This window comes from Kocuria arenosa (assembly GCF_042879215.1).
GTDB classification, from domain to species: Bacteria; Actinomycetota; Actinomycetes; order Actinomycetales; family Micrococcaceae; genus Kocuria; species Kocuria arenosa.
This window is the reverse complement of sequence record NZ_JBHZTA010000007.1, coordinates 228,675-254,852: the sequence shown is the minus strand read 5'-3', so window position 1 is coordinate 254,852 and position 26,178 is coordinate 228,675. Positions and strand designations below refer to the sequence as shown.

25 protein-coding genes and 1 tRNA gene are annotated in these 26,178 nt (G+C 73.7%); 12 read left to right on the top strand and 14 right to left on the bottom strand.

What is annotated here, in order from left to right; genetic code table 11:
• Positions 1–3: 3 nt before the first annotated feature.
• From glgX to ACFYE3_RS13630, 6 genes are read right to left on the bottom strand one after another with little or no spacing between them, the layout of a single operon-like run.
• On the bottom strand, positions 4–2,223 hold the full coding sequence (gene glgX, locus ACFYE3_RS13655) for a glycogen debranching protein GlgX (protein ID WP_387610021.1): 2,220 nt from the start codon (positions 2,221–2,223) through the stop codon (positions 4–6).
• Complete coding sequence (gene rlmB / locus ACFYE3_RS13650) at positions 2,210–3,184, bottom strand: 23S rRNA (guanosine(2251)-2'-O)-methyltransferase RlmB (protein ID WP_387610019.1); 975 nt, start codon at positions 3,182–3,184, stop codon at positions 2,210–2,212. The genes glgX and rlmB overlap by 14 nt, the downstream gene beginning before the upstream one ends.
• Positions 3,185–3,223: 39 nt before the next feature.
• Entirely contained in the window at positions 3,224–4,654 is a 1,431-nt protein-coding gene (cysS, locus tag ACFYE3_RS13645) for a cysteine--tRNA ligase (RefSeq protein WP_387610018.1), read from the bottom strand.
• Between the two features lie 35 nt (positions 4,655–4,689).
• On the bottom strand, positions 4,690–5,181 hold the full coding sequence (gene ispF, locus ACFYE3_RS13640; protein WP_387610016.1) for a 2-C-methyl-D-erythritol 2,4-cyclodiphosphate synthase: 492 nt from the start codon (positions 5,179–5,181) through the stop codon (positions 4,690–4,692).
• 3 nt (positions 5,182–5,184) lie between these two features.
• A complete protein-coding gene (gene ispD / locus ACFYE3_RS13635; protein WP_387610014.1) occupies positions 5,185–6,048 on the bottom strand; it encodes a 2-C-methyl-D-erythritol 4-phosphate cytidylyltransferase in 864 nt (287 codons plus the stop codon).
• Between the two features lie 7 nt (positions 6,049–6,055).
• Positions 6,056–6,538 carry a CarD family transcriptional regulator gene (locus ACFYE3_RS13630; protein WP_017831963.1) on the bottom strand — a complete coding sequence of 161 codons (483 nt, stop codon included), beginning with the start codon at positions 6,536–6,538 and terminating at the stop codon, positions 6,056–6,058.
• A gap of 156 nt (positions 6,539–6,694) precedes the next feature.
• Between ACFYE3_RS13630 and ACFYE3_RS13625 the strand changes: the two genes are divergently transcribed.
• Positions 6,695–7,243, top strand: a complete 549-nt coding sequence (locus ACFYE3_RS13625) for a hypothetical protein (RefSeq protein ID WP_387610012.1) — start codon at positions 6,695–6,697, stop codon at positions 7,241–7,243.
• A gap of 100 nt (positions 7,244–7,343) precedes the next feature.
• Here the strand turns inward: ACFYE3_RS13625 and ACFYE3_RS13620 are convergent, their stop codons facing one another.
• A complete protein-coding gene (locus ACFYE3_RS13620; RefSeq protein WP_035926161.1) occupies positions 7,344–8,024 on the bottom strand; it encodes a response regulator transcription factor in 681 nt (226 codons plus the stop codon).
• A complete protein-coding gene (locus ACFYE3_RS13615) occupies positions 8,021–9,289 on the bottom strand; it encodes a sensor histidine kinase (RefSeq protein WP_387610010.1) in 1,269 nt (422 codons plus the stop codon). Before ACFYE3_RS13615 ends, ACFYE3_RS13620 begins: the two co-directional genes overlap by 4 nt.
• Positions 9,290–9,509: 220 nt before the next feature.
• On the opposite strand from ACFYE3_RS13615, the gene phoU reads away from it, so the two are divergent.
• Positions 9,510–10,208, top strand: a complete 699-nt coding sequence (phoU, locus tag ACFYE3_RS13610; RefSeq protein WP_387610008.1) for a phosphate signaling complex protein PhoU — start codon at positions 9,510–9,512, stop codon at positions 10,206–10,208.
• Between the two features lie 104 nt (positions 10,209–10,312).
• On the opposite strand, the gene ACFYE3_RS13605 is transcribed toward phoU, so the two are convergent.
• The 3 genes from ACFYE3_RS13605 to ACFYE3_RS13595 all read right to left on the bottom strand — a co-directional run bounded on the left by ACFYE3_RS13605 (position 10,313) and on the right by ACFYE3_RS13595 (position 12,656).
• Entirely contained in the window at positions 10,313–11,071 is a 759-nt protein-coding gene (locus tag ACFYE3_RS13605) for a phosphoglyceromutase (protein ID WP_387610006.1), read from the bottom strand.
• Between the two features lie 90 nt (positions 11,072–11,161).
• The gene (locus ACFYE3_RS13600) at positions 11,162–11,476 is read right to left on the bottom strand and encodes a DUF2516 family protein (protein ID WP_368832613.1); all 315 of its coding nucleotides are present in this window, start codon (positions 11,474–11,476) and stop codon (positions 11,162–11,164) included.
• A gap of 10 nt (positions 11,477–11,486) precedes the next feature.
• On the bottom strand, positions 11,487–12,656 hold the full coding sequence (locus tag ACFYE3_RS13595; RefSeq protein WP_387610004.1) for a trans-sulfuration enzyme family protein: 1,170 nt from the start codon (positions 12,654–12,656) through the stop codon (positions 11,487–11,489).
• Between the two features lie 82 nt (positions 12,657–12,738).
• On the opposite strand from ACFYE3_RS13595, the gene tmk reads away from it, so the two are divergent.
• From tmk to ACFYE3_RS13580, 3 genes are read left to right on the top strand one after another with little or no spacing between them, the layout of a single operon-like run.
• Entirely contained in the window at positions 12,739–13,458 is a 720-nt protein-coding gene (gene tmk / locus ACFYE3_RS13590; protein WP_387610002.1) for a dTMP kinase, read from the top strand.
• Positions 13,455–14,594 (top strand): DNA polymerase III subunit delta', encoded by a 1,140-nt coding sequence (locus ACFYE3_RS13585; protein WP_387610001.1) that lies wholly within the window; start codon positions 13,455–13,457, stop codon positions 14,592–14,594. The genes tmk and ACFYE3_RS13585 overlap by 4 nt, the downstream gene beginning before the upstream one ends.
• Before the next feature lie 45 nt (positions 14,595–14,639).
• Positions 14,640–16,229, top strand: a complete 1,590-nt coding sequence (locus ACFYE3_RS13580) for an alpha/beta hydrolase (protein ID WP_387610000.1) — start codon at positions 14,640–14,642, stop codon at positions 16,227–16,229.
• A 224-nt stretch (positions 16,230–16,453) separates the two neighbouring features.
• Here the strand turns inward: ACFYE3_RS13580 and ACFYE3_RS13575 are convergent, their stop codons facing one another.
• Positions 16,454–17,173, bottom strand: a complete 720-nt coding sequence (locus ACFYE3_RS13575) for an HAD-IA family hydrolase (RefSeq protein ID WP_387609998.1) — start codon at positions 17,171–17,173, stop codon at positions 16,454–16,456.
• A gap of 219 nt (positions 17,174–17,392) precedes the next feature.
• Here ACFYE3_RS13575 and ACFYE3_RS13570 point away from each other — a divergent pair.
• Positions 17,393–17,465 (top strand) — tRNA-Thr (locus tag ACFYE3_RS13570).
• Positions 17,466–17,680: 215 nt separating this feature from the next.
• Positions 17,681–18,565 carry a hypothetical protein gene (locus ACFYE3_RS13565; RefSeq protein ID WP_387609996.1) on the top strand — a complete coding sequence of 295 codons (885 nt, stop codon included), beginning with the start codon at positions 17,681–17,683 and terminating at the stop codon, positions 18,563–18,565.
• A 758-nt stretch (positions 18,566–19,323) separates the two neighbouring features.
• Here the strand turns inward: ACFYE3_RS13565 and ACFYE3_RS13560 are convergent.
• Positions 19,324–21,141, bottom strand: coding sequence for a sensor histidine kinase (locus tag ACFYE3_RS13560; RefSeq protein WP_387609994.1), 1,818 nt, complete (start codon positions 21,139–21,141; stop codon positions 19,324–19,326).
• Between the two features lie 79 nt (positions 21,142–21,220).
• Here ACFYE3_RS13560 and ACFYE3_RS13555 point away from each other — a divergent pair, with 79 nt between their 5' ends.
• The 5 genes from ACFYE3_RS13555 to ACFYE3_RS13535 all read left to right on the top strand — a co-directional run bounded on the left by ACFYE3_RS13555 (position 21,221) and on the right by ACFYE3_RS13535 (position 25,820).
• The gene (locus ACFYE3_RS13555; RefSeq protein ID WP_387609993.1) at positions 21,221–22,318 is read left to right on the top strand and encodes a PP2C family protein-serine/threonine phosphatase; all 1,098 of its coding nucleotides are present in this window, start codon (positions 21,221–21,223) and stop codon (positions 22,316–22,318) included.
• Positions 22,315–24,270: a glycosyltransferase family 2 protein gene (locus ACFYE3_RS13550; protein WP_387609991.1), complete on the top strand. Its 1,956-nt coding sequence runs from the start codon at positions 22,315–22,317 to the stop codon at positions 24,268–24,270. Before ACFYE3_RS13555 ends, ACFYE3_RS13550 begins: the two co-directional genes overlap by 4 nt.
• Complete coding sequence (locus ACFYE3_RS13545; protein ID WP_387609989.1) at positions 24,254–24,586, top strand: STAS domain-containing protein; 333 nt, start codon at positions 24,254–24,256, stop codon at positions 24,584–24,586. The genes ACFYE3_RS13550 and ACFYE3_RS13545 overlap by 17 nt, the downstream gene beginning before the upstream one ends.
• Entirely contained in the window at positions 24,579–25,010 is a 432-nt protein-coding gene (locus ACFYE3_RS13540) for an ATP-binding protein (RefSeq protein WP_387609988.1), read from the top strand. Before ACFYE3_RS13545 ends, ACFYE3_RS13540 begins: the two co-directional genes overlap by 8 nt.
• A gap of 219 nt (positions 25,011–25,229) precedes the next feature.
• Positions 25,230–25,820: a glycosyltransferase gene (locus ACFYE3_RS13535; protein WP_387609986.1), complete on the top strand. Its 591-nt coding sequence runs from the start codon at positions 25,230–25,232 to the stop codon at positions 25,818–25,820.
• A 25-nt stretch (positions 25,821–25,845) separates the two neighbouring features.
• Here the strand turns inward: ACFYE3_RS13535 and ACFYE3_RS13530 are convergent, their stop codons facing one another.
• The gene (locus ACFYE3_RS13530) at positions 25,846–26,166 is read right to left on the bottom strand and encodes a hypothetical protein (RefSeq protein ID WP_387609984.1); all 321 of its coding nucleotides are present in this window, start codon (positions 26,164–26,166) and stop codon (positions 25,846–25,848) included.
• Between the last annotated feature and the right edge of the window lie 12 nt (positions 26,167–26,178).

Below are 26,178 nucleotides of genomic sequence, written 5' to 3'. Positions count from 1 at the left end.
AGCTCAGAGCACCCGGAAGAGGGTCACCGAGCCGGCGGGAACGCCCTGCGCCTGGCCCGCCCGGTAGCGCGTGCCGTAGCGCCCGTGCAGCACGGAGGCCGTGCTGTGCACCAGGGAGTAGACGCCGTCGGCCTTCTCGAGGGGGTGCCCGTCCTCGCCCGGGCGCAGGAGGTCCGCGACGTCCGGGAAGGTGATCGCCATGTCGGCGCTCGCGCCGTTGACGACCATGAGCCCCGCCACCCGACCACCGCGGGACCCGATCAGCACCTGGATGGTCCGGGCCCCGGGGGTCTGCCAGCCGGTGGCGGTCATGGCCGACCCGTCGGGGCCGAACCAGTGCATCATCACCTCGTCGGGGCGGGTCGGGAAGTGGGACGGCTGCCCCGCCAGGAACTCCCCCCGCACGCTCACCAGGGAACGGGTGGCCGCGAGCATGGCGCGGTCCGCCGGGGTGAGCCGCCAGTCCACCCAGGACAGCTCGTTGTCCTGGCAGTAGGCGTTGTTGTTGCCGCGCTGGGTGCGGCCGAACTCGTCCCCGGCCGTGATCATGGGCACGCCCTGGGAGAACAGCAGGGTGGCCATGACGTTGCGCGCGGTCTGGGCCCGGTCGGCCCGGATCCGGACGTCGCGCGCCGGGCCCTCCACCCCGTGGTTCCACGAGTGGTTGTCGTTGGTCCCGTCCCGGTTCTTCTCCAGGTTGTCCTGGTTGTGCTTATTGTCGTAGGAGACGAGGTCCGCCAGGGTGAAGCCGTCGTGGGCGGTCACGAAGTTCAGGGACGCCAGGGCGCTGCGCCCGGACGCGGCGAACATGTCCGAGGAGCCCGCGAGCGCCCCGGCGAGCCGTGCGGCGTTGCCGCCGTCCCCGCCCAGGCTCATGCTGCGCGGGCCGGTGAGCCAGAAGTCGCGGACGGTGTCCCGGAAGCGGTCGTTCCAGTCGGCCCACCCCTCGGGGAAGTGACCGGTCTGCCATCCGCCCATGCCCACGTCCCAGGGCTCGGCGATGAGCTTCGTCCCGAACAGGGCGGGATCGGCGCCGACGGCCACGAGGAAGGGGTGGTTGCGGGTGAAGCGGTGGCGCTCGTCCCGGGCCAGCTCGGGGGCGAGGTCGAAGCGGAAGCCGTCCACGTGGCAGCGCTCCACCCAGTAGCGCAGGGAGTCGAGCGCCATCTGCACCACCCGCGGGTTGCCGAAGTTCACGGAGTTGCCGCACCCCGTGACGTCCACGTAGCGGCCGTCCTCGCCGTGGCGGTAGTAGGCCTCGTCGCCGAGTCCCCGCCAGCAGTAGGCGGGCTCCTCCTGGCCGGCCTCCGCCGTGTGGTTGTAGACGACGTCGAGGTAGACCTCGAGCCCGGCGCGGTGCAGCTCCCGGACCATGGCCTTGAACTCGTCGAGCACGCCCTGCGGCCCCCGGGCGCGGGCGGCCTCGGTCGCGTAGCCGGCGTGCGGGGCGAAGAAGCCCAGCGTGTTGTAGCCCCAGTAGTTGCTCAGCCCGAGCGACGTGAGGTGGGGCTCGTCCAGGTGGGCGTGCACGGGCAGGAGCTCGACGGCCGTGACGCCCAGGGACGTGAGGTACTCGGTCATCGCGGGGTGCGCGAGCCCCGCGTACGTGCCCCGGAGGTGCTCCGGGACGTCCGGGTGCAGGGCGGTCAGACCCTTGACGTGCGCCTCGTAGACGACGGTGTCTCTCCACGGGGTGGCGGGACGGCGGTCCTCGTCCCAGTCGAAGTCCTGCTGGACGACCACGGACACGTAGCGGCCCCCGTAGGCGTCGGGCCCGGGGTCGGCGACCCCGGGCGGCGGGGCGACGCGGCGCAGACCCTTGCCGTAGGGGTCGAGCAGGATCTGCTGGTCCGCCGGGTCCGGGGAGCGGTGCCGGGAGGCGACCGGCGAGTCGGCGGGCACGAAGCCGTACTCCGTGCCGGCGGGCAGGGCGGGGGTCTCGTCCCGGTGCCGCAGGTAGTCGAAGCCCGTCTCCGAGAGCCGCTGCTGCTCGGCCGGCGGGATCGTCCCGTGGTGCACGCCGCCGGTGCGGCCGGTGAGCCGTCGGCGCTGCCAGCGCCCGCCGGGCAGCCGGAGAACGATGTCCAGGTCGGGGATCCCCGGGGCGTAGACCGCCACGTTCGCGCTGCCGTCGCGCTCCGGCGAGGGGTGGACCCCGAGGGGGTAGGGGTGGGAGACGTACGGCCGACCGGTGTCCTGCCGCCGGGGCTCAGGAACCAGCACGGCGTCGCGACACCTCGTACAGGGTGATGCCCACGGCCATCGAGGCGTTGAGCGACTCCATCGTGGAGTCGATGGGGATGGAGACGACCTGGTCGCAGTTCTCGGTGACCAGCCGGGACAGGCCCTTGCCCTCCGAGCCGACCACGATGACGAGCGGCTCGGTGGCCAGTTCGAGCCCGGGCAGCTCGACGTCGCCTCCCCCGTCGAGGCCGACCACGAAGTAGCCCATGGCCTTGAGCTCCTCGAGCGTGCGGTTGAGGTTGGCCGCCTTCGTGACGGGCACCCGGGCCGCGGCACCGGCGCTGGTCTTCCAGGCGGAGGCCGTGACGCCCACGGACCGGCGCTCGGGCACGATCACGGCGTTGCCCGAGAACGCGGAGACGCTGCGGATGATGGCACCGAGGTTGCGGGGGTCGGTGATCCCGTCGAGGGCGACCATCAGCGGCGGGCGGCGGATGTGCCGTTTCTCCCACTGGGTCATGAACTTCCGGGCGGCCTCCACGGCGTCCTGGTACTCGTAGGCCGGCACCTGCAGGGCCACGCCCTGGTGCACGGCGTCGCTGGTGAGCCGGTCGAGCTCGCCCTTGGAGGCCTCGAGGATCGTGATCCCCCGCTCGGCGCAGAGCTGCAGGATCTCGCGCACGCGGTCGTCGACGTCGATCTTGCTCGCCGCGTACAGGGCCTTGGCGGGGATGTCCGCGCGCAGCGCCTCGACCACGGAGTTCCGCCCGGTGACGAGGTCCTCCTGGACCTTGCCGCGGGTCCGGGCCGGGGAGCGACCGCCCGGGCTCTGCCGGCGCTCGGCGGCCTTCTTCAGCTTGTGCGCCTTGTGGTACGGGCGGTCCTCGGCCTTGGGGGTGGGGCCCCGGCCCTCGAGGGCCTTGCGGCCGTGGCCGCCGGTGCCGACCAGGGGGCCCTTCTTGTTCTTGCGGATCGCGCCGGGACGCTTGGGGGCTGGCATGGGTTCCTCTGTTCGGTCGTGGGTGGTGGGGCGGGCCGGTCAGGCCACGGACCAGGTGGAGCCGCCGGCGGCGTCGCGCACCGCGACGCCGGCCGCGGCGAGCTCGTCCCGGAGGGCGTCGGCCCGGGCCCAGTCCTTGGCGGCGCGGGCCTGGTCGCGCTGGGCCAGCAGCGAGCGCACGAGGGCGTCGAGGGCCGTGTGCTCGGCCGCGTTGCCCCCGGCGTCCCCGAGGTCCATGAGCCCGGTCAGGCCGAGGACGTCGGTCATGGCGCGCACCGCGCGGGCGGGCGCGGCGGCGTCCGGGCCGTCGGCGAGCGCGGAGTTGCCGGCGCGGACGGTGTCGTGCAGGACGGCGAGCGCCTGGGGCACGTTGAGGTCGTCGTCCATGGCGTCCCCGAAGGCCTGCGGCACGTCCCCGGCCGTCCCCTCGAGGTCGGCGCCGGCGTCCCGGGCCGCCCGCAGGAAGGACTCCACGCGCTCGACCGCGGCCGTGGCCTCGACGAGAGAGGTGGGCCGGTAGTCCAGCACGGACCGGTAGTGGGCCTGGCCGAGGTAGTAGCGCACGGCCAGCGGCCGGGCCTCGGCGAGCATGTCCGCCGGGGAGACGGTGTTGCCGATCGACTTGGACATCTTCTCGCCGGCGTAGGTGACCAGTCCGTTGTGCAGCCAGAGGGTCGCGAACCGCTGCCCGGCCGCCGTCGACTGGGCGAGCTCGTTCTCGTGGTGGGGGAAGCGCAGGTCCAGGCCGCCGCCGTGGATGTCGAAGTGCTCGCCGAGGTACTTCGCGGCCATGGCGGAGCACTCGAGGTGCCAGCCGGGCCGGCCGGCGCCCCAGGGCGAGTCCCACCGGGCGGTCTCGGGCTCGCCCGCTTTGTGCCCCTTCCACAGGGCGAAGTCGCGGGGGTCCCGCTTGCCGCGGGGGTCGGCGTCGGGGGCGTCCTGCATGTCGTCGACCGACTGGTGGGTGAGCTCGCCGTAGCGCGCCCAGGAGCGGACGTCGAAGTAGACGTCCCCGGAGCCGTCCGGCGCCGGGTAGGCGTGTCCGGCGTCGACCAGGGCGCGGATCAGCGCGTGCATCTCGGGGACGTGGCCGGTGGCGCGCGGCTCGTAGGTGGGCCGGTCGACGCCGATGGCGGCGTAGGCGGCGTTGAACGCCTGCTCGAACCGGTAGGCGAGCGCCCACCAGGGCTCGCGGGGGTGGTCGCCGTCGTAGTCGGGGGCGAAGGACGCGGCCGAGTTCGCGAGGATCTTGTCGTCGATGTCGGTGACGTTGCGCACGGTGGTGACCCGGTAGCCGCGGTGGGCGAGCCACCGGGCGAGCTGGTCGAAGACCAGGGCCGAGCGGACGTGGCCGATGTGCGGCATGCCCTGGACGGTGGCGCCGCAGTAGTACAGACGCGCCTCGCCGGGGTGGGCGGGCTCGAAGTCCCGCACGGTCGCGGTGGCGGTGTCGTAGAAGCGCAGAGTCACACGGCCCATCATAAGGGCGGGCGGTGGCGCGCCGGTCAGGCTCCCCGCGCGTCCGCGGGGACGACCAGCGCGGTGGCCACGGCCGCGAGGCCCTCGCCGCGGCCCGTGAGCCCGAGGCCGTCGGAGGTCGTGGCGCTGACCGTGACGGGCGCGCCGGCCGCGGCGGTGAGGACCGCCTCCGCCTCGGCCCGCCGCGGCGCGAACCGCGGCCGGTTCCCGATCAGCTGCACGGCCACGTTGCCGATCTCGAAGCCGGCCGCCCGCACGATCCGGGCCGCCTCGGCGAGGATCAGCGTCCCGGACGCGCCCTTCAGCTCGGGGCGGTCCACGCCGAAGTGGGTGCCCAGGTCCCCCGTGCCCGAGGCCGAGAACAGGGCGTCGGCCGCGGCGTGGGCCACGACGTCCCCGTCCGAGTGTCCGGCGAGACCGCGCTGCCCCGGCCATTCGAGCCCCGCGACCCACAGCGGGGTGCCCTCGGGTCCGAAGGCGTGGACGTCGACGGCGATGCCGGTGCGGGGCAGGATCACGGGTCAGCGCTCCTCGGGGCCGGGACGGTCGGGGCCGGGACGGTCGGGGTCGGGAAGGCCGGGCATCGGAGCGGCGGCCGCGGGAGTGCCGGCGGTGACGGGCACCGCTGCCGCGCCCGGTGCGCGGCCGCGCAGGACGGCCTCGGCCAGGACCAGGTCGAGCGGGCGGGTGATCTTGAAGGCGTGCTCGTGGCCGGGCACGGTCAGCACGGTGGTCCCCGGGGCGTGGGCCTCCACGAGGGAGGCGTCGTCGGTGACGGACTCCGGGTCCGTCCCGGCGTCCGCGGCGGCGCGGTTCACCGCCCGGAGCAGGGCGAGGTCGAAGCCCTGCGGGGTCTGCACCGCGCGCAGCACCGTGCGGTCCACGGTACCGAGCGACCGGCCGGCGTCGTCGACCCGGCGCATCGTGTCCGCCACGGGCAGCACGGGGACCACGGCGCGCGCCCCGGCGCGCAACCGGTCCACGACGGTGCGGAAGACCTCGGGCGGGGTGAGGCAGCGCGCGGCGTCGTGGACGAGCACGGCGGTGCAGGCGGTCTCGGACCGCGCGAGCTCGCTCAGCGCCTCCCGCACCGACTCCGCGCGGGAGGCGCCGCCTGTCACGGGCCGCGCGCCGTGCGCCCGGGCGGTCGCGGAGAGCTCGCGGTCCCCGGCGGGGACGGTCACCAGCACGGGGCCGGTCAGCCCGGCGCCCCGGATGCCCCGCAGCGCGTGCTCCAGCAGCGGCCGGCCGTCGAGGGCCACCAGGGCCTTGGGGATGCCGTGCCCGAGCCGCGTGCCGGAGCCCGCCGCCACGACCACGACGGCGAACCCGCCCTCCGAGGAGGGCGGGTTCGCCGTCGTGGGCCGTGGTGCGTTCCCGGTCACGGGCCGGTCAGGACGCCAGGATGTCGTCGAGGCGCTTCTCGGCCTCTTCCTCGTCGATCTTCTTGGCGAGCGCCAGCTCGGAGGTGAGGATCTGGCGGGCCTTCGTCAGCATCCGCTTCTCCCCCGCCGAGAGACCGCGGTCGCGGTCGCGGCGCCAGAGGTCGCGCACGACCTCCGCGACCTTGAGCACGTCGCCCGAGGCGAGCTTCTCGAGGTTGGCCTTGTAGCGCCGGGACCAGTTGCTGGCCTCCTCGGTGTCCTTCGCCTGCAGGACCGAGATGACCTTCTTGAGCCCGTCCTCGTCGACGACGTCGCGCACGCCCACCAGGTCGACATTCTCCGCGGGTACCTCGATCACCAGATCCCCCTGGGTCACCTTGAGCTTGAGATACATCTTCTCTTCGCCCTTGACGGTGCGGGTCTTGATCTCCTCGATGGTCGCCGCGCCGTGGTGCGGGTAGACAACCGTCTCGCCAACCTCAAAAACCATATGGAAATACCCCTTTCAGAACGTCCATTCTAACACGGTGTAGGATTCGCCGATCCGGGACGGGCGGGGCACCGGGGGCCCCGCGATGCGGACGATCCGTCGGCAAACGGATAAGCTGAACGGGACATCGTCCTGAGCTCCCGAGGAGTACGCGCCGTGAAGATCGCCGCCCGCCAGAAGCTGCGCCGCGCAGGCCTGAGTGCCGCCGCCGCGGCCGCCCTGCTGACCACTGCCGGATGCGCCTACATCAATCCCCCGGCCACGACCATGGTGTACTCGGCCGCGGACGGGATCGTGGAGCAGGTCGGCGACGTCAAGCTGGCCAACGTGCTGATCGTGGCCACCGGCGCCGAGGAGGAGGGCCGCGTGCTGGGCACCCTCAGCAACCGCGGTCAGGAGGACGTCACACTGACGATGGACGTCGACGGCGCCACCGCCGAGGTGCAGATCCCGGCCGGCGGCTCCGTGGAGCTCGACCAGGCCGAGCCGGTCCTCGTGGACCGCGCCGGCGCGGACCCCGGGCTCATGGTCGAGACCGAGTTCACCGCCGGCGGCGAGTCCCTCACCGAGCGGGTCCCGGTCCTGGACCACACCTTCGAGCGCTACGCCGAGTTCGTCCCCGGCGGCGCGCCGACCACCCCTGCGAACCCCTCCAACACGCCCGTGCCCGTCGAGGAGATGGTGGGCCAGGAGAGCGGCCACTGACGGCTCCCACCGGCACGCGCGCTCGGGCGAAGGGCCCGGAACCCCCACGGGGTTCCGGGCCCTTCCGTCTCCGGATTCCTCCGTCTGCGGCGCCGCCGGCTCAGCCCTCGAACTTGTAGCCCAGGCCGCGCACCGTCACCAGGTGCCGCGGGGCGGAGGGGTCGGGCTCGATCTTGGCGCGCAGCCGCTTGACGTGGACGTCGAGGGTCTTGGTGTCGCCCACGTAGTCCGAGCCCCAGACCCGGTCGATGAGCTGCCCGCGGGTCAGCACGCGCCCGGCGTTGCGCAGCAGCATCTCCAGCAGCTCGAACTCCTTGAGCGGCATGGCCACCCGCTCGCCGTGCACGCTGACCACGTGCCGCTCGATGTCCATCCGCACGGGGCCGGCCTGCACGGTCGCCGAGACGAGCTCCTCGGGCTCCCCCTGCCGGCGCAGGACCGCGCGGATCCGGGCCACGAGCTCCCGCGACGAGTACGGCTTGGTGACGTAGTCGTCGGCGCCGAGCTCGAGCCCCACCACCTTGTCGATCTCGGCGTCCTTGGCCGTGAGCATGATGATCGGCACGGAGGAGCGCTGCCGCACCTGCCGGCACACCTCGGTGCCGGACAGTCCCGGGAGCATGAGGTCCAGCAGCATCAGATCGGCCCCGGACCGGTCGAACTCCGCCACGGCGTCCACGCCGTTGTCGACGACCTCCACCTCGAACCCCTCCTTCCCGAGCAGGTAGGAGAGCGGGTCGCTGAGGGACTCCTCGTCCTCGACGATCAGGATGCGGGTCACTGTCGGTCCTCCGTGCTCCCGGCGCGCGCCGCGGGAGCGGCGGGCCGTGGGGTCGATGCTCCTGGGCGGGGTGGTGCCTGCTGCGGCACCGGTCGGGCGGACGCGCCGGGAGCCGGCTGCCCGGTCCCCCCGGCGTCGTCGGCGCCCTCGATCTGGGGGATGCTGAGGGTGAACGTGGAGCCGCGGCCCGGCTGCGACCACAGGGTGGCCTCGCCGCCGTGCTGCGACATGACGTGCTTGACGATGCTCAGGCCCAGCCCGGTCCCGCCCGTCCGGCGGGACCGGGCCGCGTCCACGCGGTAGAAGCGCTCGAAGATCCGGTCCTGCTCGTCCTCCGGGATGCCCGGGCCCTGGTCGGTCACCGAGATCTGGGCCATCCCGTCCCGCTCCCGGACGCCGACGCCCACGCGGGTGCCCTCCGGGGAGTAGTGCACGGCGTTGTCGATGAGGTTGCGCAGCGCGGTGACGAGCAGGTCGGGGTCGCCGAACACGGGCCGGGTGACGCGCCCGCCCACCGCGATCTCGATGCCCTTGTTCTCGGCCGGGAACCGGTTGCGGTCCACGGCGTCGGCGATCACCTGGTTGAGGTCCACGGGCCGGCCCTCGGTGACCACGTCCGCGCCCTGCAGGCGGGAGAGCTCGATGATGTCCTGGACCAGGGCGGTCAGCCGGGCGGACTCCTTGTGCAGGCGCTGGGCGAAGCGGCGCACGGCCTCCTCGTCCTCGGCCGCGTCCTCGATCGCCTCGGCGAGCAGCCCGATGGCCCCCACGGGGGTCTTCAGCTCGTGCGAGACGTTGGCGACGAAGTCGTTGCGGATCGACTGCGCCCGGACGATCTCCGTCTGGTCGTCGGCGAGCAGCAGGATGTACTCCTCCGCGATGGGGGCCACCCGGACGTCGAGCACCACCGCTCCCGTCTGGAACGGTCCGCGGTTCAGCTCGACCCGCCGCTCCTCGATCACGCCGCTGCGCCGGGCCCGGCGGATCATCTCGAGCATCTGCTCGTGCACCACGGTGTGCCCGCGGACCAGTCCGAAGGCGTAGGCGGCCGGGGAGGCGCGCACCACGCCGTCGACCCCGTCCACCACCACGTAGGCCCGGCCGATGACCGCGAGCACGTCCGCGGTGCCGTCCGGCAGCGTGGGCTCCTGGACGTCGGCGCGGGCGCGGCGGCCGCGCCCGCTCACCCGGAGGGCGATCAGACCGCTCACCCCGAGGGCGAAGCCGAGCAGACCCGCGGCGACGGCGATGGCAGTTGGACTCACGGAACCAGCTTAGGCACTCGGGGGCACGGGCACCCCGCACCGGGCGTCACGGGCTACAGGTTCAACGAACGTTCATCCTAAGATGAGCGAAAGTTCACTCCTGGCTGTGACGGTGGCGGCGGGTGTGCTCGCACCCGGCCCCCACGTCATCCGTCCCGCTCCGCGCCGCACCCCGGCCGCGGCTGCCGCGGACGCCGCCGCATCTCGAAAGGACGTCTCCGTGCGCAAGGTTTTCCAGGCAGAACTCCACCAGGTCGGTGAGGAGCTCATCCAGATCGCGACCCTGGTCCGCGAGGCCCTCGCCCGCGCCAAGGACGCGCTCCTCGACGCGGACATCCAGCTCGCCGAGGAGGTCATCTCCAACGACGCCCGGATCGACTTCCTGCAGAACGACCTCGACGAGCGCTCGATCGACATCCTCGCGCTGCAGAGCCCCGTGGCCTCGGACCTGCGGATGATCGTGGGCGCGCTCCGGATGAGCGCCTCCCTGGAGCGTGCCGGCGACCTCGCCCGGCACCTGGCCCAGGCCGTGCGCATCCGCTACCCCGAGCCGGTCATCCCCGAGCCGCTCGTGGAGACGTTCACGCGGATGTTCGACCTCGACCTCCAGATCCTGGACCGGGTCATCCAGGTGCTCCAGACCCGAGACCTCTCCCTCGCCGACGACATCTACTCGCTCAAGGGCGAGGTCAACAAGCTGCACCAGTCCGTCTTCGACGCGCTCGCCGCGCCGAGCTGGGACTCGTCGGTGCCCACCGCCGTGGACGTCACCCTGTGCTCCCGCTACCTCGAGCGCATCGGGGACCACGGGGTCTCGGTGACCCGCAAGGTCTCCTACCTGGTGACCGGCGACTGGGTCCCGGCGAGCGCCGACCGCCCGACCGGCCACGGCCACGTGGGCCGCGACGGGGGCGAGTGAGCCCCCGCCCGGGCGCCGGCTGAGCCGCCCCCGGGCACGAGGAAGGGCCGGGTCCACCGCAACGGTGGACCCGGCCCTTCCTCGTGTTCGGAAGCCGGCCGGGACTACTTCTTCCCCTGGTTGGCGACCGCCTGGATCGAACTCGCGGCGGCCTCGGGGTCGAGGTACTCGCCGCCGGCCACGAGCGGGCGCAGGTCCTCGTCGAGCTCGTAGTAGAGCGGGATGCCCGTGGGGATGTTCAAGGCCGCGATGTCCTCGTCGGAGATGCCGTCGAGGTGCTTCACCAGGGCGCGCAGGGAGTTGCCGTGCGCGGCGACGATGACCGTCCGCCCGGCCTGCAGGTCGGGGACGATCTCCTGCTCCCAGTACGGCATGAACCGGTCGAGGACGTCCTTGAGGCACTCCGTGCGGGGCGCGTCCGCCACGTCCGCGTAGCGGGGGTCCTCGGCCTGGGAGTACCGGTCGGAGTCGTCCAGCTCGGGCGGCGGGACGTCGTAGGAGCGGCGCCAGGTCATGAACTGCTCGTCGCCGTACTCGTCGCGGATCTGGGTCTTGTCCTTGCCCTGCAGCGCGCCGTAGTGGCGCTCGTTGAGCCGCCAGGAGCGCTTCACGGGGATCCAGTGCCGGTCCGCGCGGTCCAGCGCGAGGTGGGCGGTGGTGATCGCCCGGCGCAGGAGCGAGGTGTGCAGGACGTCCGGGGCGATCCCCTTCTCGACGAGCAGCTCACCGCCGCGGACGGCTTCCTCCCGCCCCTTCTCGGTCAGGTCCACGTCCACCCACCCGGTGAACAGGTTCTTCTCGTTCCAGTCGGACTGTCCGTGCCGGAGCAGGACGAGCTTGTGCGGTGCTGATTCGGTAGCCATGGGGCCATTCTTCCATCCGGTCGGCGGCCCGGGACAAGCGGACGTCGCGGGCGCCCCGTGTCGCGGGACCGGGGGCCGCGCGGCCGCCGGTCACCAGTTGTTGGGGCCCTTGGACTCCAGGCCCACGGCCGGGCGGACGTCGGCGAGGTAGACGCCCACGGCCGTGCCCGCGATGAGCAGGATGAACAGGCTGGGCCGCAGGAGCAGCAGTGTGAAGACCGTGAAGGCGAGGGAGCCCCCCGTGAGCGCGAGCCAGAAGCCCTTGGTCCGCTTGAAGGCGCGCTGGAACTGCACCGGCGCCTTGGTCAGGCAGTCCACGAAGGCCCACACGGCCAGTCCGGCGACGACCAGGGCGAGCGCGATGTCGATGAAACGCACGAGATAGAAGACCCAGGGAATGTCCACGCCGCCCAGCCTACCGGTCGATCCCGGACAGGGCGCGGTCGAGGTCCTCCCAGAGGTCCTCGACGTTCTCGATGCCCACCGACAGGCGCAGCAGCGTCTCCGGGACGCTGTGCGGCTCCTCGTGGTGCCGGCGCCGCCGCTCAATGAGCGACTCCACCCCGCCGAGCGAGGTCGCGGGGGTCCACACGCGCAGCGTGTCCACGGCCGCCTCGACGGCGTCGACGCCCCCCGCGGGGACGATCGCCACGATCGCGCCGAAGCCGTCCATCTGCGCGGCGGCGCGCTCGTGCCCGGGGTCCCCGGGCAGGCCCGGGTAGCGGACCTCGAGCACGGCCGGGTGCCGCTGGAGGCGGCGGGCGAGCTCTCCGGCGGTGGCCGCGGAGCGCTCGACCCGCACCGCCAGGGTGCGCATCCCCCGCAGCGCGAGCCACGCCTCGAACGGGCCCGGGATCGCGCCGTGCAGGGAACGGTGCCCCTTCAGCCGGGCCCGCAGGGCCGGGTCGGAGGTGACGGCGGCCCCCAGGACGACGTCGGAGTGCCCCGCCAGGTACTTGGTCACGGAGTGCACCACGATGTCGGCGCCGTGCACGAGCGGGCGCTGCAGGAGCGGGGTGGCGAACGTGTTGTCCACGCACGTGAGCACGCCGCGCGCGCGGGCCGCCGCGAGCAGCGCGGGGAGGTCGGCGACCTCCAGCATGGGGTTGGTGGGGCTCTCGAGCCAGAGCAGGTCGGCGTCGTCGAGGGCGGCCACGACGTCCTCGGTGTCCGCGACGTCCACGGTCCGCACCGTGAGCATCCCACGGGACTCGAGGTCCGCAGCCAGGGCCAGGGAGCCCTGGTAGCTGTGCCGGGGCAGCACCACGCGCCCGCCCGCCGGGACGAGCGAGAGCACCGACGCGACGGCGGCCAGCCCCGAGGCGTAGAGCAGCCCGGGCAGCTGTGCCTGCTCGAGCCGGCCCAGCACGTCCTCGACGTCCTCCCACGTGGGATTGCTGAAGCGCCCGTAGGTGCGGTCCTCGGCGTCGAGCCCGCCGGAGCCCCGGTAGGTGGAGGTCAGGACGATGGACGGGCCGACCGGCGCGTCGTGCTCCGGTGCGGGCCGCCCGCCCGCGACCAGCACGGTGTCCGGGCGGAGGGCGGTGGAGCCGGGGGCGGACGGGATCTCGGAGCGCGCAGTCATGGCCCCAGGCTATCGGCCCGCGGCGTCCCCGGCCCGCGCGCGACCGGGGCGCGCTGTCCGCGCGGGTGGATAGGCTGGGACCGTGACCTCCCGACCGGACCCCGCCCCGCCGCCCGCCACCGCCGCGGAGGCCTCCCCCGCGCCGTCCGGGCGCGGGCTCTTCGTCGTGTTCGAGGGCGGGGACGGCGCCGGGAAGTCCACGCAGGCCAGCCGGCTCGTGGACGCCCTGCAGGCCGAGGGGCACGACACCGTGCGCACCCGGGAGCCCGGCGGGACCCCCCTGGGCGAGAAGGTGCGCGAGCTCGTGCTGGACCCGGCGCACGGGCCCGTCGACGCCCGCGCCGAGGCCCTGCTCTTCGCCGCGGCCCGCGCCGCCCACGTCGCCCAGCTCATCCGCCCCGCGCTCGCCGCCGGGCGGACCGTGGTCTGCGACCGCTTCGCCGACTCGTCCGCCGCCTACCAGGGCGCCGGGCGCGGTCTCGGCGTGGACCGCGTCGCGGAGCTCAACGCGTGGGCCACGGCCGGGCTCGTCCCGGACCTCACCGTGCTGCTCGACGTCCCGGCCGGGACGGGGCGCGCCCGCCGGGAGGCCCGCGACGGCTCCGCGGGCGACCGGCTGGAGACCGAGCCCGACGCCTTCCACGACGCCAACCGGGAGGCGTTCCTCGAGCTCGCCGGGCGGGCGCCGGAGCGCTACCTGGTGCTCGACGCCACCCGCCCGGCCGCGGAGATCGCGGCCTCCGTGCGCACCCGCCTCGCCGGGCTCCCCCGGTGCGCCCCGGCCGCGGAGGTGGGAGCGTGAGCGTGTGGGACCAGTTGCTGGGCCAGGACGCCGTGGTGGCGCAGCTGCGGCGCGCCGCCCAGGAGGACCGGCCCAACCACGCCTGGCTGTTCACCGGGCCGCCCGGTTCGGGGCGCTCCAACGCGGCCCTCGCGTTCGCCGCGGCCCTGCTGTGCGAGCAGGAGGACCCCGCCGAGCGCGGGTGCGGGCAGTGCCACGCGTGCCGCACCGTCCTGGCCAGCTCGCACGCGGACCTCACCCACTTCGTCACGGAGAACCCGCAGATCACCATCGAGGAGGCCCGCGAGCTGGTGGTCCGCGCCCAGGACCGGCCCTCGGTGGGCCGCTGGCGCGTCATGGTGGTCGAGGACGCCGACCGCATGGTGGAGCGGACCTCCAACGTGATGCTCAAGGCCGTGGAGGAGCCCCCGCCCAACACCATCTGGCTGCTGTGCGCCCCGAGCCCCATGGACGTGCTCGTGACCATCCGCTCGCGCTGCCGTCCGGCCACGCTGAAGGTGCCCGCCGTGGAGGACGTGGCCGAGCTGCTGATCCGCCGGCACGGGGTGCCCCGGCAGCGCGCGGAGGAGAGCGCCCGGCTGGCGCAGTCCCACGTGGGGATCGCCAAGCGGCTCGCCCTCTACGACGACGCCCGCACCCGGCGGCAGGAGGTCGTCTCCATGCCGCTGAAGCTCTCCGGGGTGCCGGACGCCGTGCGCGCCGCGGACCGGCTGCACAAGATCGCCGTGGAGGAGTCCCAGGCGGACGCCGATTCCCGCAACGAGGCGGAGCGCAAGCAGCTGCTCGTGGCCCTGGGCGCACCGGAGTCCGGGCGGGTGCCGCCGGCCATCCGCGGCGCCCTCAACCGGCTCGAGGCCGACCAGAAGCGCCGGTCCCGGCGGATCCAGACGGACACCCTCGACCGCTTCCTCATCGACCTCACCACCTTCTACCGCGACGTCCTGACCCTCCAGCTGCGCACGGGCTCCGCCCTGGTCAACGAGCACCTGGCCCAGCAGCTGCAGGACCACGCGTCCAACTCGACCCCCGAGCGGACGCTGCACCGCATCGACGTGATCAGCCGGACCCGGGACCGGATCCGGACCAACGTCAGCGCGCAGCTGGCCTTCGAGGCCATGGCCGTCTCCCTGCTCTGACACCCCCGACCGCCCGCCCCCCTCTCCCCCCCCTCGAGGAGCCCCATGATCCGCCGCGCCGCCCCCTCGCGCCGTTCCCTCCTGCCGGTCACGGCCGCACTGACCGCCGCCGGCCTGCTCCTGAGCGGCTGCTCCTCCCTCGGGGCCGGCGCCACGGGCGAGCCGACCTCCGGAGGCGCCACCGGCACCGTCGTCGAGGGCAGCCCCGAGGAGCTCCGGCGCTACTACACGCAGACCGTCGCCTGGGAGGAGTGCGCGTTCGAGGTGGAGACGAACGGCGCGCAGGACGACCTCCAGTGCGCCGACGTCGAGGTGCCCCTCGACTACGCCGACCCGGCCGGGGGGACCACCACGGTGGTGATGTCGCGCCTGCCCGCCCGCGGGGACCCCCGCGGCAGCCTGCTCCTCAACCCCGGCGGACCCGGCGCCTCCGGGGTGGACGCGATGCTCTACGCGCAGTACACGGTCACCGGCGACGTGCGCGAGGCCTACGACGTCGTGGGCTTCGACCCGCGCGGCGTGAGCCGCTCCGAGGGGATCGAGTGCCTCGACGACGCCGAGCTGGACGCGTGGCGCGCCGAGCCGATGTTCGACCCCCAGGACCAGCCGGTCGAGCAGATCCAGGACGAGTACGAGCAGCTCGGCGCCGCGTGCGTGCAGGACTCCGGGGAGCTCGTGTCCCGGATGGACACCGTGAGCGCCGCCCGGGACATGGACGTGCTCCGGGCCGTCCTCGGCGACGAGCGGACGACCTACCTGGGCTTCTCCTACGGCACCCACCTGGGCGCGGTGTACGCCGACCTGTTCCCCGACCGGGTCGGCCGGCTCGTGCTCGACGGCGGCGTGGACCCGACCCTGAGCGACATGGAGGCCACCGCCGACCAGGCCGAGGGCTTCGAGGACAACCTGCGCCACTGGGTGCAGCAGTGCCAGTCCGAGATCCGGGACTGCGTGGTGGCCGACGTCTCCGTGGACGAGGCGATGAACCGGATCCAGGAGCTCGTCGCCTCGGTCGACGAGGGGACCGTGACCGCCGCGGACGGCCGGCGGGTCACCGCCACCAACGCGGTCGAGGGCATCCTGGGCCCTCTCTACGCGACCACCACCTACGAGACGCTCAACGAGTCCCTGGGCGCCGCCTTCGACGGCGACTTCTCCGCGCTGCTCGCCCAGTCGGACGCCACGCACGGGCGCAGCGCCGAGGGCCGGTACACGAGCAACACGACCGTGGCGTTCACGGCCGTCAACTGCCTCGACCGGCCCGACGGGACGGTCACGGCGGAGCAGATGGCCCGGCACCAGGAGGAGCTCGAGCGGGTCGCGCCGACCTTCGGCCCGTACCTCGGCTACGGCGACGCCGCCTGCCAGGGATGGCCCGTCGAACCGGCGGGCCTGCAGGAGCCGCTCGACGCCGCGGGCGCCGATCCCGTCCTCGTCGTGGGCACCACCCACGACCCCGCGACCCCCTACCACTGGTCCGAGGCCCTCGTGGAGCAGCTCGACGACGCCCGGCTGCTGACCTACGACAGCTACGGCCACACCGCCTACACGGCCGGCAACCGCTGCGTGCAGGACGCCGTGGACGCCTACCTGCTCGAGGGCGAACTCCCCGCGGAGGGCACGACCTGCTCCTGAGCCCGCGCCGCCGAGGCTGCCGAACCGGTCGGCGGCCGCCCGGTCGCACCGCCGGCGCCCCCGCGCGGAGCCCCCGTGGCGCCCGTCAGGCCGGGTCCTGCGCCCCCGGCTGGAGCCGGCCGCCCTCCAGCATGCCAACCACCGAGGCCGTCGTCGTCCTCGCCCATCGGCGCGCGTCACACGCGCGCGCGGTCCGCCGGAGCGGGCAGGCACGGCGGTGGGCGTCAGCTCCGCCCGGGCACCGGCGCCCGGACGAGGCCGGGGAGGTCCCGGACGGAGTCGACCACCACGTGGGCGCCGGCCGCGCGCAGGGACGCGGCGTCGTGCGCGCCCGTGCGGACGCCGACGACCGCGGAGGAGCCGGCCCGCAGCCCGGCCTGCACGTCCGCCGCGGTGTCCCCCACGACCATGACCCGGCGGACGTCGCCGAGGTCGAGAGCCAGCACGGCGGTCAGCACCATGTCCGGCCAGGGCCGCCCGCGCCCCGCGTCCGAGGGGCACAGGCTGAGATCGGCCAGGCCCGTCCAGCCGAGCTGCTCGAGAAGCGTGTTGAGGCTGTGCCGGTCGTAGCCGGTGGCCAGGCACACCCGCAGACCCGCCTCGCGCAGCGCCGCGACGGCCTCCTCCGCGCCCTCCACGGGGGTGACCCCCTCGGTGGCCAGCAGCTCGTCGAGATGGTGCTCGAAGTCCCGGACGGCCTGCCGCGCCCGCTCCGGGTCGGTCGCGAACAGCTGCTCGAGCACCCCCGCCTTCGACTGGCCCAGCGTGTCCCGGACGTGCTGGAGCATCCGCCGGAACCGCTCCGAGCCGGGGTCGACGCCGAGACCGGTCACGGTGCGCTCGAAGGCCCGCTCCATGATCCCGTTGTCGTGGAACACGGTCCCGGACATGTCCAGGAAGGCCAGCTCGAGGTCCGGCGCGAGGCCACCGTCCGGTGTGCGCACTGGGCTGCTCCTGTTCCGGGCGGACCCCTGCGGCCGGCCCCGTCGTCGTGTCCGTCCATCCTGCGCAACGGGCCCCGGGCGGGCAATGCCGGGCGGCCGAAGAGCCGGTGAACTCCCGGGGAACGCCCCACGGCGCCCGGCCGACCCGATTGGGGACGCCCCGGCGCTCTCTGCTACAGTTTCACCTGCACTGAGGCCGTCCCGGACGGCCGAGTGCAGGCCTCCTTAGCTCAGTCGGTAGAGCGTTTCACTCGTAATGAAAAGGTCGTCGGTTCGATTCCGACAGGAGGCTCCGGCACGAGAAGGCTCCGGACCCGATGGGTCCGGAGCCTTCGTCGTCGGGCCCCGGCTCCCGTCCGCCCCGCCGCCGGCCTCGGCGGGGACGGCGCGGTCCGGCCGTCACAGTCGCGTCACCCCTCGTCAGAGACCTGTTTGTCGAGCGGATCCCGCCGTACGCTGAGGCAATTCCGGGCGATCGGCCACCACGGACGACTTTGGCGGTGCACCATGCAACTCCGTTCCCGACAGCAGCTCTGCACGCTCGTCCTGGCCGGAGCAGCACTGGCCACGTCGGCCTGCGGCACCTCCCCCGATCCTCCCCCGGACGATCCCGCCCCGGCCTCCTCGGAGTCCGCGGACCCGTCGGGCTCCGCGACCCCGCAGCCGAGCGAGCCCGGCGACCCCCCGGTCTCGCGCATCCTGACCTGGCTGCGGATCGGGCCCAACGGGGAGGGCACCCCGCTGTGGTACGACCCCCTGAAGGACGGCAACTGCGGCGACGAGCAGCTGCTCGCGTCCCGGGTCCAGCCCATCCCGCGAGCCGGCGCCGTCCTGTGCGAGGCCGCCACGACCAACGACCCCGAGCTGTGGCGGCAGGGCGAGGAGGCACTGGCCGCCGCTCCGGCACCCGGCAGCTGCTGGGAGGAGGAGACCGTGGCGGGCCTGCGGAGGCTGGTCGAGTTCCACCGCCGGGCCCCGGAGGCGGTCCCCGACCTCCGGGTCCCCGATGGCACGGCCTGCCCTCTCGTCCTGGAGAGCCTCGTCTCTCCCCTGGCGCCCGGGGTCGAGGGCCTGGAGATCCCCGTCTCGACCTGCGGGGGCGCCCCGGTCTTCCTGCAGGGCAATCTCGAGTGGATGCCGCCCGAGGGCATCCGCGCCGTGACGGTGGGCGCCACGGCCGTGCCGGTGCAGGAGGGCAACGAAAGCCTGTTCTTCCGCGCCCCTCCCTCCGACGTGACCGGCCACGTCCCGGTGTCCGTCTCGGACGCGGACTGGCCCGTCAGCGGGCTGGCCCACCTCGTCTACGAGGTACCGGCGGCCGCCTGTCCCAGCCCGCCGCCGGCGGCCACGCCGACTCCGACGGCCACCCCCACTCCGACGCCCGCACCGTAGGAGCCACGGTGGCGGAACAGGGACCGGACCAGCCCCCGCTCTGGACGCGCCTGGTGCAGGCGGTCTCGGAGCTGGGCATCTCGGTCGGCCTGCTCACGGCCCTGCTCGTCTACTACGGCTGGGTCCGCGCCGGCGCCCAGGCCCGGGTGATGGGCCTGGACGTGAACCTCTTCGGCTACACCACCCAGGACTACCTTCTGCTGAGCATCAGTTCCCTCTACGGGACGCTCTTCTGGATCGCCGTGGTCGTGCTCGCCGGGGTGTGGGCGGACCGCCTGGTCCGCGAGCGCGTCGACGCCCGGGTCCGGGCGTCCGGGAGCGCCCCGGTGGCGCGGTGGGCGCGGCTGGGGACGTGGTTCTTCATCGGGCTGGCCGTCGCGGCGCGGCTCCTGGGCGGCGCCGTGCCGGAGGATGAGGCCTGGGTGATCCCCTTCGCCATGGCGCTTTGCGTCCTGGGCTCCGCATGGGCCGCCGGGCTCCGGCGGCGCGCCACGGCGCGGGACCGGCCGCCCACCGCGCCGCGCGGCCAGCTCCTGGGCGCCGCCGCACTGGTGTCGGTGGTCGGCCTCCTGGTCTTCTGGGGCACGACCGCCGCGGCCGAGGCCATGGGAGAAGTCATGGCCTACGACTTGCAGGACGATCTGGCGGAGATGCCGCGAGCGGTCGTCTACAGCGAGAAGCCGCTGCACATCGGCCTGCCCGGGGTCCGCGCGGAGGAGCTGGGCGGACCGGACGACCCGCTCCACCGCTATGACGGGCTACGGCTCCTGACGCTGCGGGGCGGCCGGTACTTCCTCCTGCCCGAGCAGTGGACGGTCGCCGGCAGCACGGTCCTGGTGCTGCCCGACGACGACTCGGTCCGCCTGGAGTACAGCCGGTGATCCGTTCTGCTCCGACCGGTCGGGGGCCTCCGCACCGGCCGGTCCGGCCGCGGGGAGGGTCAGGGTGAAGACGGTTCCTTCCCCCGGTGCGCTCTCGCAGCGGACGGTGCCGCCGTGGCGCTGGACGATCTCGCGCACGACCGCCAGCCCCAGGCCCAGCCCCGGGATCGCGCTCATCCGGGCGTTGCGGCTGCGGAAGAACCGGCCGAACACGTTCTCGGCGTCCTCCGGGCGCATCCCCATGCCGCAGTCGACGACCTGCACCTGCACGGTGCTGCCGACCGGGGCCACCCGGACCGTCACCGGCCCGCCGTCCGGGGAGTACTTGATGGCGTTCGAGAGCAGGTTGTCGAGCACCTGGCCCAGGCGCACGGGGTCGCAGGGCAGGACGAGACGGGACGGGGCGTCGACCCGCAGCACCACCCCCGCCTCCGCGGCCCGGAGCCCGGCCGCCGCGACGGACTGCTGGACCACCTGGACGAGGTCGGCCGCCACCGGCTGCAGCTCCAGACCCGGGCCGGCCGTGCGAAGGAGGTCCTCGACCAGGACGAGCAGCTGGTCCGCGTTGCGCTCGATGACCTCCAGCCCGGAGCGGACGTGCCCGGGGAGCCGATCGTCCATGGCCACGAGCTCGGTGTAGCCGCGGATGGACGTCAGGGGCGTGCGCAGCTCGTGGGAGACGCCGGCCAGGAAGTCGTCCTTGGCCTTCAGCGCGGCCACCAGCTCGGTCACGTCGTTGAAGGACAGGACAGAGCCCTCGGTCCCCCCGTCCTCGTCCCGGAGCACGCGGACGGACACGGAGAGGACCCGCTGGACGGGGGCCTCCCCCGCCCACACCAGGACGTCGGAGAAGGACTCGCCGCGGATGGCGCGGAGGGCGGGGCGCCGGTCCACCGGCAGCGGCGTCCCGTCCGCGTCCGCGTAGATCCGCAGGTCCGCCTCGGCGCCGTCCCCCATCCCCTCGGGCAGCGAGAGCTCGTGGATCCGGTGCTGGCGCCGGTTCATGAGGATGTCGTGGCCGTGCTCGTCGATCGCCAGCACGCCCACGTCCACCGTGTCCAGGACGGTGTTCAGCAGCCGTTCCCGCCGCGCGGTCACGCCCAGCAGCCGGCGCAGCTCGGCGTCCTTGGCCTCGAGCTCGGCGTTCTGGCGCTCCATGCTGTTCGACAGCACCTGGACGGTGAGCCCGATGCCCAGCAGCATGACCGGGATCAGCAGCGGGGCCGTCAGCAGCTGCGCGCTCAGCGGCCGGGGCGGGACGAGGAGCGGGACCCACACCATGGCGAGGGTCAGGAGGAAGCCCAGCGGTGCGGACGCCCGCGGCAGCCGTCCCGAGCCGGTGAGCCAGATGACGGGGAACGCGGCCATGATGCCCACCCCCGTCACGGTGCTCAGCGTGCCCTCCCGCAGCAGGGTGATGGGGACGAAGTCCAGGACCGGGATCGTCAGGAACGCCCCGTAGGGCAGCCGGTCCCACGGCACGAGCACGCACAGGGCCGTCAGGGCGAGCGTGAGCGCGAGGGCAAGCTGCACCTGCAGGTCGTCCCGCAGCGGTTCGTGGACGGCCCAGATCCCGGCGACGAGGACGACGGTCGTGACGAACAACGGCATCTGGCTCAGGAGCACGCGCCGGCGCATCGACAGCTCGTGGAAGCTGATCCGGTCGAGGGAGAGGACGGTGAGCAAGCGGTCCACGGGAGAACTCTTCCGACTGGGTGCGTCACCCTCGGGGGGTCGGGATGACAATTGCAAAGAATAGCGGCTTAATGAGTCCATGACCCCCTCCCCCCAGGGTCGCCGTGCCGTCGTGATCGAAGACCACGACGACATCCGCAACCTCCTCGCCCAGACCATCGGCATGCGCGGCTTCACCGTGACGACCGCCGCGACCGGCCTCGAGGGCATCGAGGCCGTGCGCCGCGACGGCGCCGACCTCATCACCCTGGACCTCAGCCTCCCGGACCTCGACGGGCTGGAGGTCTGCCGGCGGGTGCGGCAGTTCTCCGACGCCTACCTGCTCATGGTCACGGCCCGCCCGGGCGAGATCGACCGTCTGGAGGGCCTCGAGCTCGGGGCGGACGACTACATCAGCAAGCCGTTCAGCCCCCGGGAGCTGCAGGCCCGGATCGAGGCGATGTTCCGCCGGCCGCGCGCCCGGGCGGAGCAGGCCGACGCCGAGGAGCTGCGCCGCGCGGCCGAGGTCCAGCGCAGCCTGCTGCCCGCCGCCGCCCCGTCCGTGCCCGGCTACGACGTGGCCGGAGCGTGCCGGCCCTCCCGCAGCGTGGGCGGGGACTTCTTCGACTGGTACACGACCGGCGGCGGGCTCCAGGTCTCGCTGGCCGACGCCATGGGCAAGGGCATGGGGGCCGCGCTCATCGCCGCCACCGTGCGCGCCGTGCTGCGCTCCGCGGCCGGGCAGCCGGACATGCAGCAGGCCTTCCGCGACACGTGCCGGCAGCTCGAGAACGACCTCGCCCACTCCGACTCCTTCGTCACGCTCTTCCACGCCCGCCTGGACACGGCCCGCGGGGTCGTGGAGTACGTCGACGCGGGACACGGACTGGGGCTGCACGTGCGCGCGGACGGCACCGACCGGCTGCGCCCGGGCGGTCCGCCGGTGGGGGCGGTGCCCGGGACGGAGTGGGTGCCCGGCCGGATCGTGCTCGCGCCCGGCGACGCGCTCGTCGTCGTCAGCGACGGCCTCCTCGACGCCTACGAGGACGTCGACGACGCCGTGCGGGCGGTCGCGGACGTGGTCTCCCGCCACCATGACGCCCAGTCCGTCTGCACCGCGATCCTCGACCTGGCCGCCGAGGAGACCCGCACCGACGACGTGACCGCCGTGGTCGTCCGCCGCCGGAACGCCCCGTGAACCGCTTCCTCGTCCGGCTGCTGGTCGTCCTGACGCTCCTGCTGGGCGTCAACTACATCGCCTGGCGCTGGCTCGAGTCGCTGAACTGGTCGGCGTGGTGGATCGCCGTGCCCCTCGTGCTCGCCGAGACCTACAGCCTCATCGACGTCTCGCTCTTCGGGCTCACCGTGTGGCGGCTCCGGCGCCGGGGGGAGGCCGGCGCCCCGCCCGCGGGCGCCACGGTGGACGTCTTCATCACCACCTACGACGAGCCCCTGGACCTCGTGATGGGCACCGCCCTGGCGGCGCAGGCGATCCGCCACCCCCACAGCACGTGGATCCTCGACGACGGGGCCCGCCCCGAGCTCGAGGCCCTCGCCGCCGAGCACGGGCTGGGCTACCTGACGCGCAGCGAGGACTGGACCGACCGGCCGCGCCACGCCAAGGCCGGAAACCTCAACAACGCCCTGATGACGACCCAGGGCGAGTTCCTCCTGATCCTCGACGCCGACCAGGTCCCCGACCCGGAGATCCTGGACCGCACCCTGGGCTGGTTCAACGACCGCAAGGTGGCGCTCGTGCAGACGCCGCAGTGGTTCGTCAACGTGCCCGACCACGATCCGCTCGGCAGCCAGGCCCCCCTGTTCTACGGCCCCATCCAGCAGGGCAAGGACGGCTGGAACGCCGCCTTCTTCTGCGGCTCCAACGCGATCCTGCGCCGCGAGGCGCTCATGCAGCTCGGCCTCTCCGGCTACGTCCAGGAGGTCGAGCAGGACGTGAAGGAGGCCCTCGCCCGCACGCGGGCCGCCCTGCGGAAGGCGCGGCGGGCCCCGGAGGCCACGAACCCCGTCGTCGCCGGCATGCTCGACGACGTCGAGGCCGCCACCGCGAGGGCCCACGCGGAGCTGAAGGCCGGCGCCCCCCTGACGGAGCTGACCTACCGGCTGCAGCGGGAGGTGGACGCGGCGGCCCGGCGGACGGTCACGCAGGACTTCTCCCAGATCGAGGCGGATCTCGCCTCGATCGCCGCCCTGGAGCTGCCCCCGGAGGACGGCATGGTGTGGCCGGAGGAGCTCGCCTCCGCCGTGGACCGGATGTCCCGCCGCGACCTGTCCCCGCTGGCCGCCGTGGAGCCGGTCCGGGAGGTGCTCGAGGCGGTCTCCGTGGACCGGCCCGGCGAGGCCCAGCCGGTGATGCCCCTGGCGACGATCTCGGTCACCGAGGACATGGCCACGGCGATGCGCCTGCACGGCCTGGGCTGGCGCAGCGTCTACCACCACGAGGTCCTCGCCCACGGCCTGGCCCCCGAGGACCTGAAGACCATGCTCACCCAGCGCCTGCGCTGGGCGCAGGGCACGGTGCAGGTGCTGCTCCGGGAGAACCCGCTGCTGCAGCGCCGGCTCGGGTGGGGCCAGCGGCTCATGTACTTCGCCACGATGTGGAGCTACCTGTCCGGCTTCGCGGCCGTCGTCTACTTCGCCGCGCCCATCGTGTACCTGGTGCTGGGCATCCTCCCGGTCACGAGCCTCAGCTGGGACTTCTTCGTCCGGTTCATCCCCTTCATGGTGGTCAACCAGCTGCTGTTCCTCGTGGTGGGCCGGGGCATCCCCACGTGGCGCGGCCAGCAGTACAGTCTCGCCCTGTTCCCCATCTGGATCCGGGCGTGCACCACGGCCGCCCGCAACGTCTGGTTCGGCCGGCCCCTGGGCTTCGCGGTCACGCCCAAGGTGCGGCAGGACTCCGGTCCGGCCTGGCACCTCATCCGCCCGCAGCTGGTGGTGATGGGGCTGCTGGCCGCGGCCCTCGTGGTGGGGACCGTCCGGCTGGCGGTCGGACTGAACGAACCGGTGGGAACCCTGGTCAACGTGGCCTGGGTCGCCTTCGACCTGGTGGTGCTGAGCGTGCTCGTCACCGCCGCGAGATACACGGGCTTCGAGCCCGAGAAGAGGAGTGCCGATGCAGTTCACGATTGAGCAGAAGCCGAGGTTCGCCCACATCACGGGCACCGGACGGCTCAACATGGTGGGAGCGCCCAAGCTCCGGGAGGTCGTGGCGAAGGTCGTCGGCGAGGGCAGCAACCACGTGGTGGTCGACCTCGGCGGCACCGAGTTCATGGACTCCTCCGGCCTGGGCGCCCTCATCGGGTGCCTCAAGCTGGCCCGCCAGGCCGGCGGCGACCTGCGGATCGCGAACGTCAGCCCCCAGGTGCGCATGGTCCTCGAGCTCACCAGCATGCACCGCGTCCTCACCCCCTACGACACCGCCGACGCGGCCTTCGCCGATGACTGAGCCCACGGCCCGCCGCTCGCGCCGGGGCCCCGCCACCGCCCTGACGGTGGACGCCCTGCACGAGGACCTGGACGCCCTGTGGGGAGAGGCCACGTTCGTGCCCGAGGCCGACCGGATGGCCTTCACGCTGGCGGTGGTGGAGGCGGCCGGCAACGTGGTGGTCCACGCGGTGCCCGCGGCGGAGGAGCCGATCGAGCTCTCGGTGGACCTGGTCGCGGACCCGCACCGGCTGGAGGCGAGGATCTACGAGATCGGCGCCGCACCGGCGCAGGTGGACCTCGCGCGGACCATGGCGCAGGAGCACCGCGAGTCCGGGCGCGGGCTCGCCCTGATCCAGGCGCTGGTGAGCCGGGTGGTGTTCGAGCGGCACGGCGACACCAACGTCTGGAAGCTGTGCCGGGAGTGCGGCCGGGACGAGGCGTAGCACCCCCGGCGCCCCCTGGAATGCCTCTCCTGCCGGGGCGGACGTCCCCTGATTTGCGGATGTAAACTGTCTGCCGTGGTGCCTAGACTTTGGTCCAGGACAACACGTCAGGGGGCTCACGTTGTCACCGAAAGCACTCGTTCAGGGGCCGGTCGGGCTCCTCGCCGCAGGGGGACGTCAGCGGCGGGGCGCACGCCGAGCACGCCGAGAGAAGTCGTCATGATCGCCGCGATCATTCCCGTCCACGACGAGGCGACCCGCGTCGAGCACGCGGTCACCTCCCTCCACCGTCAGACCCGTCCGCCGGAGCGCATCCTCGTGATGTCGGACGACTCCACCGACGCCACCGTCGAGGTCGCTCTGCACGCCGGCGCCGAGGTCCTGCTCACCGTCGACAACCGTCACGACCGGGCCGGGGCGCTGAACCAGGCCCTGGACACCGTCCGGATGGAGCCGGACGACCTGGTCCTGGTCCTCGACGCGGGCGTCCGGCTGCCACCGGGCTTCCTGGCCCGAGCCCTGGCCGCCCTCCAGGACCGCAACGTGGGCGCCGTCTCCGCCCGGTCCACCGCCGTCGGCGGCCCCGCGGCGCTGATCCGCTGGCGGGCGCTCGAGGACGTCCGACGGTCGTTCGGCCGCTACTGCGACGAGGGCCCCGTGACCGGCCAGATGCGCCTCGCCCTGGACCTCGAGGCCGTCGGCTGGCGCCTCTGCCCGCCCCTGGAGGACGAGGAGGACGCGCCCGTCCCGGTCGAGCACATCGTGCCCGTCCCGGTCGACGCCCTACGGGCGCAGCCGGCGGCCGCGTGATCCGCCGCCCGGCCCGTCGGGACGCTCAGTCGCGGGCGGCGCGCCCCGCGAGGACGACCGCCGCGCCCGCGAGGACCGTGCTGGTCAGGCACCCGATCGGCAGCGGCAGGCAGCAGCCGCCGACCGTGACGTTCGTGCCGCGGCGGGTCCGCGTGGAGTAGCCGGGGAAGGGGAGCATCCGGAAGCCGGACCGGCGCCCGTACGTCCCAGCCCGGCGGCCGGGCAGGTCGTAGCCCGGGCCGAAGCGCCCGGGGCCGCCGCGGCCGGGACGGCCGAGGGGTGAGCGGGACCAGCGGGCGTCGAACTCGTCGTCGGCCGCGCGGTAGTCGAATCCGGATGCGTTCATGCCGACCATCAA